This is a genomic window from Polaribacter pacificus (assembly GCF_038024035.1).
Lineage (GTDB): Bacteria > Bacteroidota > Bacteroidia > Flavobacteriales > Flavobacteriaceae > Polaribacter > Polaribacter pacificus.
Map to the genome: position 1 here is coordinate 1,953,436 of NZ_CP150664.1, position 13,281 is coordinate 1,966,716.

The window sequence follows — 13,281 nt, forward strand, 5'->3', positions numbered from 1 at the left end:
CTAGCAAACTTTGTTTTATATCTAACAATCTTTGGTTAACTTTAAAGTCTAAATCAGCTACAAATGAAATTTACATTAAGGCTCTTTCTCTTGTTTTTTTATAGTTATACAACTGCTCAAGTAGTATTGCCAAAAATATCAGAGTTACCAGAGACTAAAATTAAGATTGAAAAATTTATCATTGAGAGTCAACTTGATTCTGCTTCTTATTATTTAAGACAACTAGAAGAAGACGATTATGATAAAGAGATCTACACAGAGTTAATTGAAGGGAATCAAATATCATATAAAGATTTTTACAGTTTTGTTTCTAGGCTAGGAAATAGACGTTCTTTATATTATGACAAGGTTTCTGATTTTATAAATCGCTTTTTAATACCACCTACAGACACAAAAAAAATTAATCTTGATTATGTTGAGATTAAATGGACTCAAATTACCAAGCTAAGAGACGATGTTAGTTTGGAGAAAGCATCTAAAGAACAAGAGAAGGCATTGCAGTACGTGTCTAAATTTGATCCATCCGATAAAGATGTTCAAAGAACACTTATAAAAATGAACACACATCCTATCGTGATGTATTTGATTCAAAAAGATATAAAAAAAGGAAAAGAACTTACCTTACAGAGTTTAGAAACGGCTAGACAACTAGGAGATATACAGTTAGAAATTGGATTTTTATACCATTTATCAGATTTTTTACTTTTAGAAAGAAATCTAGATGAGTATATAAAAATCAGTGAAGAAAGTCTTCTTTTAGAAGAGAAATTACCAAGAGTAAGCTCATACTACCACAGTACTGTTGAGCATTTAATAGATGCATATATTTTTAAAGGAGGTCATAATGAAAGAGTAGTTTCGTTGATTCATATTTTAAATGATGATTTTGAAACAACAATGTACACTTCAATTTTATATGCAAAATTAATTACCAAACTCGAAAAGAACTCTCCATTAAAAAATGAAATTTTACAAAAATTTGAGGCAAAAGACATTCCGACTTTAGTTGGTAAATTAGATATTTTAGGCAAAAATTTAAATTCAAACGATTTGTTTAGATTGTATACTGAATGTTCTAATGTATTGGAAGTGTATGGTTTTTATCCACAGGCTATTGCATATAAAGACAAAGCTATTGAGCTGAACAGAAAAATTTACTCTGAAGAACTGTCCAATTCTTTGGCAAACTTTAAAACAGAACAAGCTGTTGCCGTTAAAGAAAAAGAAATTGACTTTGAGAAAGAAAAAACAAAGCTGTATGGTGTGATTGCAGGTTTAGCAGGTTTATTTTTACTGATAAGTTTGTATGTTATTATTAAAATGAGAAAGCAATCTAAAGAATTGTCAGAAAAAAACAGAATTATAAAAAAGGCCTTAAAAGAAAAAGAGTTTTTAATTAAAGAGGTACATCATCGCGTTAAAAATAACTTCCAAGTAGTATCGAGTTTATTAGAACTGCAAAGCAAAGGTATCGAAGATAAAAAAGCCTTAGAGCTTGCTAATGAAGGGAAAAACAGAGTCAAATCAATGGCTTTGATTCATCAAAAATTATATCAAAACAACACCGGGTTGGTCGATTTTGATGAGTACATTCGCCTTTTGGTAAAAGAGCTTTCCTCTTTAAATACAGATGGGAAAGAAGTGCAAACCAACATTGAATCTAAGCATATGTTTTTTGATGTTGATACTGCCATACCACTTGGGCTTATCATCAATGAAATTATCACCAACAGCTATAAGTATGCCTTTTCTAAAGACAGGAGCAACACCCTAGACATCTCTATACAAAAGGATGGTGATGATGACTATACCTTAACGGTATCAGACAATGGGCCAGGAATTGATAGTGCTGTTGAAACAAGAAAATCAAAAAGCCTCGGTTTGCGTTTAATTTCTAGGTTGGTAAAGCAGCTTCAAGGAACTCTTGAGCAGACCAATTCTGGTGGCGCAAAATTTACCATTCATTTTAAAGATATTAGAATTAGACATGCAGTAGATTAATTAGTATTGCAACTTTTGATTAAGATTTTTAAAGCATTTGTATAAAATAAAATTGATTAATACGTATCTTCGTTTATAGATGGAAAAAGTTAAAATTTTAGTAGTAGAAGACGAAATCATTATTGCAGATAACATCTGTGATACACTAGAAGATTTAGGATATGAGTGTTTAGAGCCTGCAATTAATTATACTGAGGCTATCGCTATTATTGAGTCTACTGTACCTGATATTGCAATTTTAGATGTTCAACTTGCAGGTGCTAAGACAGGTATAGACCTTGCAAAAACAATCAAAGAGAAATACAATTTTCCCTTTATCTTTTTAACGTCTAATGCCGATGCTGCAACTGTAAATTTAGCCAAAGAAGTGATGCCTCCTGCTTATTTGATTAAGCCATTTAGCAAAGATGATTTGTATACCTCAATTGAGATTGCACTTCATAATTTCTCTAAAAAAATAGGGGATATTAAAGACAATAATTTGGTCATTAAAGATTCTCTTTTTGTAAAGGATAAAGGCTTTTATAAAAAAGTGAAGTTTGAAGATATTTTATATGTAGAAAGTTCTCATGTTTATGTAGAAATCTTCCTGGCGAATAATCAGAAATTATTGGTTAGAACAAGTTTAAATGAGATACTAAATAACTTAAATGATAATTTTATAAGAGTTCATCGGGGTTATATAATTAATACAAATCACCTAAGTCAAATTAGTAGTACTGTGGTGATGGTTGCTGATAAGAATATCCCGATTGGGAAGAAGTATCGAGAGGATATTTTAACAAAAATAAACCTAGTTTAAGTAAATAAAGAGATTTAACTGGCTGATAAACAGATAAAACAGCTAAAAAAAACGTTTGAGAACAAAAAACTGCAGTTTTAGAACATTTTCTATTATTTAAACAGATACATTTTTAACTTTACTTCAAAGTCTTAAACAGTTTAAATGTTATTGGGGGATAATTATTTTAAATTTGTTAAAGAAAGATTCAGAAAAGAAAGCTGTTTGCCTAAGGTAGACGGCTTTTTTTTGTAGTAAACTTAACAATGCTACTTGTTACAATTTTGTACCTTTACGGTATGAGATATATCTACAATGCACTGGTTTTTATAACGACAATTCTCCTGTCGTTGGTAGCGCTATTTCATAAAAAAATTAACCTTTTTGTAGCTGGTAGAAAACAAACTTTTGAAAAACTAACTGCTGTAAAGAATGCTCAAAATACTATTTGGTTTCACGCTGCTTCACTGGGAGAGTTTGAGCAAGGTAGACCTGTGATGGAGGCTTTTAAAGAGCAGTATCCAACATATAAAATTGTCCTTACTTTTTTTTCTCCTTCGGGATATGAAGTTAGAAAGGATTATGGTCTGGCAGATGTCGTTTGCTATTTGCCAGTAGATTCAGAAAAGAATGTCCAGCAATTTTTAGATTTAGTGAAGCCTAAAATGGCTATTTTTATTAAGTATGAGTTTTGGCCAAATTTTTTAAACGGGCTTAAATTAAGAGAGATTCCTACCATACTTATCTCAGGCATTTTTAGACCCAATCAAATTTTTTTTAAAAAGCACGGCGGGTTTATGCTAAAAGCGTTAAAAACTTTTGATCACTTTTTTGTTCAAGATCAATCATCCAAAGAGCTCTTAAATACCTTTAATATTAACAATGCTTCCATTTCTGGCGATACACGTTTTGATAGGGTTCACGCTATTTTAGATCAAAAAAACGATTTAGATTTTATCGATGCTTTTAAAAACAAACACTACACGGTTGTTGCTGGAAGTACTTGGAAAGAAGATGAAAAATTATTGGTAGACTATATCAATTCTGAGGCTTCAGAAAACACCAAATTTATCATTGCACCTCATAATATTGTCGCTAAAGACATTGAGGCTTTAAAAAAATCGTTACAAAAAACCTGTGTCTTGTATTCGTCCAAATCAGGAAAAAATTTAGCAGACTATCAAGTTCTAATAATAGATACGATAGGTCTGCTAACAAAAATCTATTCAGCTGCAGATGTTGCTTATGTTGGAGGAGGTTTCGGTAAATCTGGGGTTCATAATATTTTAGAACCAGCCACATTCGGGATTCCTATAATTATAGGGCCCGTTTATGAAAAATACAAAGAAGTAGTAGACTTGGTTGCTTTAAAAAGTTGTCTTGTCGTTTCTGATAAAGAAACTTTTTCAAGTACCTTTACACAAGTGCGGACAGATGAAACATATAGGTCTCAGCTTGGTAAAACTAATCATGAGTTTATCCAAAATAATCTAGGAGCAACAAAAATGATCATGGAATATATTAATACACAATTAAAATAATATGGAGTTTATAACACAAGCCTGGCCTTGGTATGTGTCGGGTCCAAGTATTGCATTTATTCTTTTTCTGGTATTTTATTACGGGAAGAACTTTGGAGTGTCAACAAATTTAGAAACCTTTTGTACAATTGGTGGGGCAGGAAAATTTTCTGACTACTTTAAAACCGATTGGAAAGAACGAAAATGGAGTTTGTTTTTTGTGGCAGGAATTGTTCTTGGAGGTTTTATTTCTCATCAGTTTTTAATGCCTTCAGAGGCTATTGCTTTAAACCCAGAAACCATCAAAGAATTAAATCAATTAGGTTTTGAACAGGCAGGGAAAAGCTATTTGCCTGCAGAGATATTTAGTCTAGAGCAACTCGGAACCGTAAAAGGCTTTTTAATTCTATTGGTATCAGGAATTTTGGTTGGTTTTGGTTCTCGGTATGCTGGAGGTTGTACTTCTGGGCATACGATTACGGGGATTAGTAGTTTTCAAAAACCATCAATGTTAGCAACTATTGGTTTTTTTGTAGGAGGTTTGCTCATGGTTTGGTTTTTAATTCCTTTAATTTTTTAACGATGAAAAACATTAGATTTTTAATCATAGGCCTTCTTTTCGGAATTATATTAAGCAAATCAGAAGTGGTTTCTTGGTATCGAATTTATGAAATGTTTAAGTTTCAATCGTTTCATATGTATGGGATTATTGGAAGTGCAATTTTTATTAGTATTATTTTGATGCAGCTTTTTAAAAAAGGCACTATAAAGAATGTTGATGGAAATCAAATTACAGTAAAAGAAAAGAAAAAAGGAATTGTAAGAACGCTGTTAGGCGGGATTATTTTTGGTTTGGGCTGGGCGCTTTCTGGAATCTGTGCTGGACCAATCTTTGTTTTATTAGGTCATGGCTCACTTCCTATTTTAGTGGTGTTATTAGGGGCTATTTTAGGCGCTTTCTTATACGGATTGATAAGTAAAAAACTACCTCATTAATGGAAGCTCATTGGACTTTATCAGATGCACAGTTTGAGGACCAATTTACATTTGGGACTTTTAAACCTCTTTGGTTTAGTCATGAGGCACATTTGAGATTGGCCTGGATGTATATCACAAAGTATGGAGTTCAAAAAGCTTTTGAAATGTATAAAAGTCAATTGCTTGCTTTTGCCGTTAAGCATTTGGCAAAAAACAAATTTAATCTCACTGTAACCTATGCATCAATTAAAGTTGTAGCTGGCTATTGTGAACGATCCAATTCAAGCAATTTTAAAGATTTTCTTCAGGAATTTCCAGAACTCAAAACCAATTTTAAAGAGCTTTTAAGTGCACACTATTCTATAAATATTTTTAGTGATTCTGTTGCCAAGCAACAAATCTTAGAACCTGACCTAGTTCCTTTTTGATGAGCACACTTATTGACAGTTTTGGAAGACAAATAAATTACGTGCGTTTGGCCGTAACGGATCGCTGTAATTTGCGTTGCCAATACTGCATGCCTGCTCACGGCATAGAGATAGTTCCTCGTAAAGAGTTATTAAGCTACAAAGAAATGTATCGGGTAATCCGCGTACTCACAGAGTTGGGTGTCAATAAGATTCGCTTAACAGGTGGCGAGCCTTTTGTGCGTAAAGATTTTATCGGTTTTTTAGAAATGTTATCGTTTAATGATTTGTTAGACGATATCAATATCACTACAAATGGTGCACTTATTTACAATCATATAGAAACCTTAGAAAAGCTTAAAAAAGTAAAGAATATCAATTTGAGTATTGATAGTTTACAGGCGGATAAATTTAATGAGATAACACGCAGAAATGTATTTGATGAGGTTTTTAAGACCATGGAGGCTTTAGAAAAGAGCAGCATGAATTTAAAACTAAATGTGGTTGTACAATCTGGGATTAACACCGACGAAATTACAGATTTTGTTCGATTGACAAAAGACAAAGACATCGCCGTTCGATTTATCGAAGAAATGCCTTTTAACGGAAAAGGGCAACGTGAAATGCAAGAAGCGTGGAATTATAATACGATCTTAAACGAGATAAAATCTGAGTTTGATGTTACAGAAATGAAATCCGAAAAATCATCAACATCACGTAATTTTTTGATAGAAAATCACAAAGGTTCTATCGGAATTATTCCTGCATTTACAAGGACTATTTGTGGCGATTGTAACAGAATTAGAATTACATCAACCGGCACTTTTAAAAACTGTTTGTTTGATGATGGTGTTTTTAATTTAAGAGATTTTATAAGAAATGGTGCTTCTAACCAAGATTTAAAAGAACTTTTTTTAAGTTTAGTAAAAGAAAAGCCAGAAAATGGTTTTGTTGCAGAAGCAAACAGAACCAAAGGGAATGTTTCTGAAAGTATGAGTACAATTGGAGGGTAGTATGGAGCGTTTAAAAAATATTTTTGAAATTCATGCAACAGAAACAGGTATATTTATTGTAGCTCTTTGTTTATTATTAATAATTATTGAAATTATTACTTTAGTTAAGCCAGACACAGATAATTCAAAATTTATAACATTAAAATCTTTTTTTAAAGATTGGTTCTTTTTATTATTAATGCTATTTCTTGGATTACATCTTATATTTAAAAACGTATAATGATTTCAGTAGAAGAAGCTTTACAAATTGTTATAGACTCAGCACAAGATTTTGGTGTTGAAGAGATTCCGTTTATCCAATCTGCTGGGAGAATCCTAAAAGAACAGATAAAAGCTGATAGAGATTTCCCGCCTTTCAATAGAGTTGCTATGGACGGAATTGCCATTGCGTATTCATCATTTAAAAACGGACAAAGAAGTTTTAAAATTGAAGGAATTCAGGCGGCAGGAAGTGAGCAAATTAGCTTGCAAAATTTAGAAAATTGTATCGAAGTAATGACAGGTGCTGTGTTGCCAAACAAATGCGATGCAGTTATTCGGTATGAGGATGTTTTCATCGAAAATGGAATAGCAACAATTAGCATTGATGCTGTTACGGATGGACAAAATATTCATCAAAAAGGAAAAGATGAAAAGGCAGGAGATGTATTAATCAAACAAAACACAATCATTTCTGCAGCAGAAATTGGCGTCTTGGCAACGGTTGGAAAATCAACAGTAAAAGTTGCCAAACAACCCAAAGTGATGATTGTTTCGACGGGTGATGAATTGGTTGCTGTTGATGATGTTCCTTTAGCTCATCAAATTAGAAGAAGCAATGTGTTTACTTTAGTTTCTTTGTTAGAAAAATTGCATATTCCTTCAGAAACAGCACATCTTACAGATGATAAACCCATCTTAAAAGAAAAAATAAAATCCTTTTTAGCAACCTACGATGTTTTACTTTTTAGCGGAGCGGTAAGCAAAGGAAAATTTGATTTTTTACCAGAAGTTTTAGCAGAGTTGGGAGTGGTTAAAAGTTTTCACAAAGTAGCACAAAGGCCAGGAAAACCCTTTTGGTTTGGACAAACTAAAAACTCTAGTGTTTTTGCATTTCCGGGGAACCCAATTTCTACCTTTGTCAATTGTTTGGCGTATTTTTATCCTTGGTATTTCAAATCTATTGGTGTTGAACTACAAGAAGAGAATGCAATTTTATCAGAAGACGTTTCTTTTAAACCAAATTTAGCATACTTTTTGCAAGTACAATTAAGCTATCGTTATGGGCATTTAATTGCCTCACCAATTACAGGAAATGGTTCTGGCGATTTGGCAAGTTTGGTAAAGGCTGATGCATTTATCCAATTGCCAGCAAATCAGAATGAGTTTAAAAAAGGAGAAGTTTTTAAGATAATTCGCTATCGCTAATCAATGATGATTATGAAAAACTTCCTAATTTAGCAAAGAAGAAGTTTAAATAGCTTCTCGATACAATTTTCTCATAAAATCGAAAATCACTCGAAGTACTCGAAGTAACAATACGCACTGTCAGTTTGAGTTAATTTGAGAGGAACGAACAAATTTGTATCGAGAACACTTAAACTAAAAATTAAGCACTTAACATTTATAACTTCAAGCGTGAGCGACTTTACACATATAAATAAAAAGAACAATCCTAAAATGGTAAACGTTTCTGATAAGAAAATTACCAAGAGAACAGCCACAGCAAAAGCAAGCATGTTTTTAGGGTCAGAAATCATTTCTCATTTTACAGATGATGAGTTAGTCACCAAGAAGGGGCCTGTTTTTCAGACGGCAATTATTGCTGGAATTCAAGGTGTTAAAAAAACCTCAGAACTAATACCCATGTGTCATCCATTATTAATTAACGGAGTAGATATTGATGTTGAAATTGTGGATGAAGAGAACATAGAAGTTTTTTGCAAAGTAACTATTGAAGGAAAAACTGGTGTAGAAATGGAAGCCCTAACAGGCGTAAATATTGCTTGTTTAACCATTTATGATATGTGTAAAAGCATTTCGCAAAAGATGCTGATTAAAGAAGTGAAACTGCTAGAAAAAACGGGAGGAAAATCGGATATTAAGAATGACTAAACACACAAAACATACAAATTTAGAAAGACGAGATAACGATCTTTTTGCGCCCAATGAAATTTCTTTTGTGGGTGCAAATTGCAATAGTATTTCTGATTTGGTTAAAGCGATTTCTCAAAAGTTACCTAGGTATAAGCTAGCCTACTTTGATGCTTCTCATGCAAAAGATGTTCAAGAGACAAACGTATCAGAATTTGTATTTCACCATCGTGGAAATTTACAAGTGTCTACCACAAGCCCTGTAAACACCTATTTGCAACGACTTCAATTTTCACAATTTGATTGTATTTTTATCAATGGGAATCATTATAAAGCGGCAAAGCAGATCCTAATTTTAGACCCACAAAAAGAGGCGTCTGTATTAAAAAGATTGGATCAATTAGATCGCATTCAATTTGTGATAAAACTTAATAAAGACACGGAGTATTTTTCTTTTTTAGAAAAGAAATTCCCAAAAATTAAAAATTTAATCTGTTATACTATCGATGAGGTAGATAAGATATCTCATCAAATAGATCAGTTAATCCAAGAGAAAATAGCCCCAGTAAAAGGTCTGGTATTGGTTGGTGGTAAAAGCACTAGAATGGGGAAAGATAAATCAACCTTGGATTATTTTGGGAAGCCTCAAAAACAGGCTGCAAAAGAACTCTTAGTAAGCAATAATTTAGAAACGTATTATTCTGTACAAAAACAGACAGATAAAGCAGACGAAATTTCTGACACATTTTTAAATTTAGGCCCTTTTGGAGGCATCTGTTCTGCCTTTCAAAAAAATCCAAATGTAGCCTGGTTGGTCTTAGCGACTGATCTTCCTTTTGTAGATTCTAAGCTTATCCAATTATTGTTGCAAAAACGCAACCCTAGTAAAGTTGCTACAGCAATTAAAGGCAAGGGCAATCAGTTTGTAGAGCCGTTAATTACCATCTACGAGCCCAAAGCTTATCCACTATTGCTGCAGTATTTAGCACAGGGCTATTCATGTCCTCGAAAAATGCTGATCAACTCTGATGTAGAAATAGTTGAGGTGGATGCTGCTTTTATTAGAAATGTAAATACACCAGAAGAGTTTGAATTAGCAAAAAAAGAGCTTCAATAAAAGAAACTGAAACCAGTTCAGCAGACAATGAAACCCACAAAAGATCAACTTTTTAAACGGCAAATTACCTTATCAGAAATAGGTGAGATTGGGCAGCAAAAACTACAAAAGGCTTCTGTTGTCGTTGTTGGCTGTGGCGGCTTGGGAGGTCCAATTGCTGTGCATTTGGCCACCAGTGGCATTGGAAAACTTCACTTGATAGATTTTGACACCATTGATCTGAGTAATTTGCATAGACAGGTCTATTTTTCTTTAGCGGATGTAGGAAAATACAAAGCTGCTACTTTGGCAAAATTTATAGAAAAAAGAGCGCCGTTTACTCAGGTAAAATACACGCTTGATCCCATTGCCAAAAGCAATGTTTTTGACTTGATTTCTGAGGCTGATATTGTTGTTGACGGTACAGATTCATTGCCCACAAAATACTTATTAAACGATGCCTGTGTACTTAAAAACAAAGCACTTGTGTATGGCTCATTGTACAAGTATGATGGCTATGTTGCCAGTTTTAACATCGCACAAGGTGCAGGAGCCTATTCAGCCAATTTACGAGATGCATTTCCTACCATGGCAACAGATGTTCCTAATTGTGAAGAAGCAGGAACCTTAAATTCTATCGTTAGCTTTATTGCAGCTCAACAAGTAAACGAAGTATTAAAACTGGTTTTAGAAATCGGAAAACCACTGGTCAATCAAGTGTTGATTTATAATTCATTGCAAAACTCACAATTAAAAATGAAGCTTACTAACCAAGTTTCAAAAGCAGCTATAGAAGAACTATTTTTTAGAGAATCCTACTTTGATGCTAGTTGCCAAGTACAAAATAGTGATTGGTTAATTTCTGCAGAAAAATTGAAGCAACTAATCTCAGATCCCGAGCGCAGAAAAAGCATTCAAATTATAGCTGTACTAGAAAATTTAAAAACGCCATTTGAGGTAGATCAGACCATTCCTTTTTTTTCAGCAGCTATTGAAAATTTTAAGATAGACAATAATAAAGAGTATGTACTGGTGTGTCAAAAAGGAATTACCAGCTACAGCGCAACAATAAAATTAAAAGAAAGCTTTCCTACAGCAACAATACTTAGTTTAGCTGATGGAATCAACAATTATTAAATGACGACAAATCCTACCCATTTTTATACCCAAGAAAAGTTAGCACTCGAAACAGCATTGGCTAGTTTAAAAAAAACACTTTCTCTGATTAGTGTTTTTCGCTTGGCAATTTTTATCGCATCAAGTATTGGCATTTATTTTTTTATAGGCAATGGACTCATTGCTACTGTTATTGGATTTGTCGGTTTTGTAATTTTTGCCATTCTGTTGGTCAAAAACTCAAAATTACAATCAACTAAAGAAATGTTGCTTGCTAAAATAAAAATCAACACCATAGAATTAGCTGCCTTAGAAGGGAATTTTAAAGACTTAAAAGATGGGAGTGAATTTATAGATCCACATCATTTTTATAGCAATGATATTGATTTGTTTGGAAAAGGTTCTTTTTTTCAATATTCAAACAGAACTGCTACTCAAGAAGGCGCAAAGGCTTATGCAACAATTTTAACAGCCAATACTATCAATGATATTACGGAAAAACAAAAAGCAATTATTGAACTAGCTGGAGAGGCAAAATGGCGTCAACATTTTTCTGCGATTGCCAGTTTGGTTGATGTAAAGTTGAGTGCAAAATCAATTTTAAATTCTATAAAAAATTACGAAACTGTTTTGCCGAATTTCTTTGGAAACTTGGTGAAGGTCTTTTCTGCGGTATCCATTGTGTTAATCGCTTTGGTGTCTTTTAATATTTTGCCGTTTTCAGCTATTGTAATTTGGTTTTTTATGGGATTGTTTATCTCTGGATCACAACTTAAAAAGACCAATACTATTTATGCGATTTCTGGCAATGCAAAAGAAATATTTAAGCAGTATTACCAATTATTAGCAGCCATAGAAGAGCATACTTTTGCTGCTAAAATACTTGTCAAAAAACAAGAAGAGATACAATCAGAAAAAGAAAAAGCATCGACGGTGTTTCAAAAATTTTCTAGAATTTTAGATTCATTTGATCAACGAAATAATATTGTCATCGCTATTTTTGGAAATGCCTTATTTCTTTGGGATATTCAAAATGCTGTAAAAGTAGAAAACTGGATTTCTCAGTATAAACACACCGCAGAAAATTGGTTTGATGTCATTAGCTTTTTTGATGCTCAAAACACATTGGCAAATTTTTCTTTTAATCATCCAGCTTTTGTACTCCCAACAATTAGCAATGAAAAGCGCGTACTAGATGTCGAGCAATTAGGACACCCATTATTAAATTCAAGCAAAAGAATTGACAATGATTTTGCTATAGACCAAGAACAATTTTTTATTATAACGGGAGCAAACATGGCAGGAAAAAGTACTTTTTTAAGAAGTCTATCTTTAACCATACTCATGGCCAATATTGGCTTGCCTGTTTGTGCGAAAAAGGTAACATACAGTCCGATAAAATTAATTACAAGCATGCGAACTTCTGATTCTTTAGCAGATGATGAATCGTATTTTTATTCAGAGTTAAAACGACTTAAATTTATTGTTGATCAGATAGCGTCAGAACCTTATTTTATCATCTTAGATGAGATTTTAAAGGGAACAAACAGCAAAGACAAAGCCATTGGGTCTAAAAAATTTATTGAGAAATTAAACAAGTCCAATTCAACCGGTATTATTGCAACCCATGATGTAAGCTTGTGTGTCTTGGAAGAAGAATATACAACCATCAAAAATTATTACTTTGACGCTCAGATAAAAGATGATGAATTGTATTTTGATTATACCTTAAAAAAAGGGGTCTGTACCAATATGAATGCTTCTTTTTTATTGACTAAAATGGAGATTATTTAGGGAAATTCTACAGTCAAATTTTTCTTAATCACTGTCTAAGGATGCGCATTTACCCAAACTTCTCCATCAGAAAAATATTCTTTTTTCCAGATAGGCACTGTTTCTTTTAGAGTATCTATAGCAAACTGACACGCATCAAAAGCAGCCTTTCTGTGTTTTGCAGAGGCTGTAATAATTACAGGTATTTCGCCAACTTGTAACATGCCTTCTGCATGGTGTATGGCAATTTTTACAATGTCAAATTTTTCCAAAGCTAGTTGTGCGATTTTTCCCATTTCTTTTAGGGCCATGGGTTTGTAGGTAGAGAAATCTAATCGTAGCACTTCTTTTCCCTTTGTGTCATTTCTAACCGTTCCGATAAAAGCAGAAATACCTCCACAGCCATCATCGCTAACAAAATCATAGCACTGCTGTAAGTTGAGTTTTTCTGAAGTAATTTTTATCGATGTTTTAGGCATATCTGTTACAAAAATAGCAAATCAAAACGTATCTTTGCCTTGCT

14 protein-coding genes are annotated in these 13,281 nt (G+C 33.0%); 13 read left to right on the top strand and 1 reads right to left on the bottom strand.

Going from position 1 to position 13,281, the window contains the following annotated elements; all coding sequences use genetic code 11:
- The first annotated feature begins 63 nt into the window (after positions 1 to 63).
- From WHC90_RS08840 to WHC90_RS08900, 13 genes are all read left to right on the top strand, one after another.
- Positions 64 to 2,001 carry a sensor histidine kinase gene (locus WHC90_RS08840; protein WP_188598115.1) on the top strand — a complete coding sequence of 646 codons (1,938 nt, stop codon included), beginning with the start codon at positions 64 to 66 and terminating at the stop codon, positions 1,999 to 2,001.
- 79 nt (positions 2,002 to 2,080) lie between these two features.
- Positions 2,081 to 2,803 carry a LytR/AlgR family response regulator transcription factor gene (locus tag WHC90_RS08845; protein ID WP_188598116.1) on the top strand — a complete coding sequence of 241 codons (723 nt, stop codon included), beginning with the start codon at positions 2,081 to 2,083 and terminating at the stop codon, positions 2,801 to 2,803.
- Between the two features lie 278 nt (positions 2,804 to 3,081).
- The gene (locus tag WHC90_RS08850) at positions 3,082 to 4,323 is read left to right on the top strand and encodes a 3-deoxy-D-manno-octulosonic acid transferase (protein ID WP_188598117.1); all 1,242 of its coding nucleotides are present in this window, start codon (positions 3,082 to 3,084) and stop codon (positions 4,321 to 4,323) included.
- Between the two features lies 1 nt (position 4,324).
- Positions 4,325 to 4,882 carry a YeeE/YedE family protein gene (locus tag WHC90_RS08855; protein WP_188598118.1) on the top strand — a complete coding sequence of 186 codons (558 nt, stop codon included), beginning with the start codon at positions 4,325 to 4,327 and terminating at the stop codon, positions 4,880 to 4,882.
- A gap of 2 nt (positions 4,883 to 4,884) precedes the next feature.
- Complete coding sequence (locus tag WHC90_RS08860) at positions 4,885 to 5,298, top strand: DUF6691 family protein (protein ID WP_188598119.1); 414 nt, start codon at positions 4,885 to 4,887, stop codon at positions 5,296 to 5,298.
- Positions 5,298 to 5,708 carry a hypothetical protein gene (locus WHC90_RS08865; protein WP_188598120.1) on the top strand — a complete coding sequence of 137 codons (411 nt, stop codon included), beginning with the start codon at positions 5,298 to 5,300 and terminating at the stop codon, positions 5,706 to 5,708. Before WHC90_RS08860 ends, WHC90_RS08865 begins: the two co-directional genes overlap by 1 nt.
- Positions 5,708 to 6,700 (top strand): GTP 3',8-cyclase MoaA, encoded by a 993-nt coding sequence (gene moaA, locus WHC90_RS08870; RefSeq protein ID WP_188598121.1) that lies wholly within the window; start codon positions 5,708 to 5,710, stop codon positions 6,698 to 6,700. Before WHC90_RS08865 ends, moaA begins: the two co-directional genes overlap by 1 nt.
- Before the next feature lies 1 nt (position 6,701).
- Positions 6,702 to 6,920, top strand: a complete 219-nt coding sequence (locus WHC90_RS08875; RefSeq protein ID WP_188598122.1) for a hypothetical protein — start codon at positions 6,702 to 6,704, stop codon at positions 6,918 to 6,920.
- A complete protein-coding gene (locus tag WHC90_RS08880; RefSeq protein WP_188598123.1) occupies positions 6,920 to 8,107 on the top strand; it encodes a molybdopterin molybdotransferase MoeA in 1,188 nt (395 codons plus the stop codon). Before WHC90_RS08875 ends, WHC90_RS08880 begins: the two co-directional genes overlap by 1 nt.
- Positions 8,108 to 8,317: 210 nt before the next feature.
- Positions 8,318 to 8,794, top strand: a complete 477-nt coding sequence (gene moaC / locus WHC90_RS08885) for a cyclic pyranopterin monophosphate synthase MoaC (protein ID WP_188598124.1) — start codon at positions 8,318 to 8,320, stop codon at positions 8,792 to 8,794.
- Positions 8,787 to 9,890 (top strand): NTP transferase domain-containing protein, encoded by a 1,104-nt coding sequence (locus tag WHC90_RS08890; RefSeq protein ID WP_188598125.1) that lies wholly within the window; start codon positions 8,787 to 8,789, stop codon positions 9,888 to 9,890. Before moaC ends, WHC90_RS08890 begins: the two co-directional genes overlap by 8 nt.
- Before the next feature lie 27 nt (positions 9,891 to 9,917).
- Positions 9,918 to 11,006, top strand: a complete 1,089-nt coding sequence (locus WHC90_RS08895) for a HesA/MoeB/ThiF family protein (protein WP_188598126.1) — start codon at positions 9,918 to 9,920, stop codon at positions 11,004 to 11,006.
- Positions 11,007 to 12,779 carry a MutS-related protein gene (locus WHC90_RS08900; RefSeq protein ID WP_188598127.1) on the top strand — a complete coding sequence of 591 codons (1,773 nt, stop codon included), beginning with the start codon at positions 11,007 to 11,009 and terminating at the stop codon, positions 12,777 to 12,779.
- 35 nt (positions 12,780 to 12,814) lie between these two features.
- Here the strand turns inward: WHC90_RS08900 and WHC90_RS08905 are convergent, their stop codons facing one another.
- Entirely contained in the window at positions 12,815 to 13,237 is a 423-nt protein-coding gene (locus tag WHC90_RS08905) for a molybdenum cofactor biosynthesis protein MoaE (protein WP_188598128.1), read from the bottom strand.
- Positions 13,238 to 13,281: the final 44 nt, after the last annotated feature.

What these genes read in the sequence shown, in the direction of transcription:
- WHC90_RS08865 (WP_188598120.1), top strand. Translation starts at nt 5,298, where the DNA reads ATGGAAGCTCATTGGACTTTATCAGATGCACAGTTTGAGGACCAATTT.
- WHC90_RS08890 (WP_188598125.1), top strand. Translation starts at nt 8,787, where the DNA reads ATGACTAAACACACAAAACATACAAATTTAGAAAGACGAGATAACGAT.
- moaA (WP_188598121.1), top strand. Translation starts at nt 5,708, where the DNA reads ATGAGCACACTTATTGACAGTTTTGGAAGACAAATAAATTACGTGCGT.
- WHC90_RS08905 (WP_188598128.1), bottom strand. Translation starts at nt 13,237, where the DNA reads ATGCCTAAAACATCGATAAAAATTACTTCAGAAAAACTCAACTTACAG.
- WHC90_RS08845 (WP_188598116.1), top strand. Translation starts at nt 2,081, where the DNA reads ATGGAAAAAGTTAAAATTTTAGTAGTAGAAGACGAAATCATTATTGCA.
- WHC90_RS08900 (WP_188598127.1), top strand. Translation starts at nt 11,007, where the DNA reads ATGACGACAAATCCTACCCATTTTTATACCCAAGAAAAGTTAGCACTC.
- WHC90_RS08855 (WP_188598118.1), top strand. Translation starts at nt 4,325, where the DNA reads ATGGAGTTTATAACACAAGCCTGGCCTTGGTATGTGTCGGGTCCAAGT.
- WHC90_RS08880 (WP_188598123.1), top strand. Translation starts at nt 6,920, where the DNA reads ATGATTTCAGTAGAAGAAGCTTTACAAATTGTTATAGACTCAGCACAA.
- WHC90_RS08895 (WP_188598126.1), top strand. Translation starts at nt 9,918, where the DNA reads ATGAAACCCACAAAAGATCAACTTTTTAAACGGCAAATTACCTTATCA.
- WHC90_RS08875 (WP_188598122.1), top strand. Translation starts at nt 6,702, where the DNA reads ATGGAGCGTTTAAAAAATATTTTTGAAATTCATGCAACAGAAACAGGT.
- WHC90_RS08850 (WP_188598117.1), top strand. Translation starts at nt 3,082, where the DNA reads ATGAGATATATCTACAATGCACTGGTTTTTATAACGACAATTCTCCTG.
- WHC90_RS08840 (WP_188598115.1), top strand. Translation starts at nt 64, where the DNA reads ATGAAATTTACATTAAGGCTCTTTCTCTTGTTTTTTTATAGTTATACA.
- WHC90_RS08860 (WP_188598119.1), top strand. Translation starts at nt 4,885, where the DNA reads ATGAAAAACATTAGATTTTTAATCATAGGCCTTCTTTTCGGAATTATA.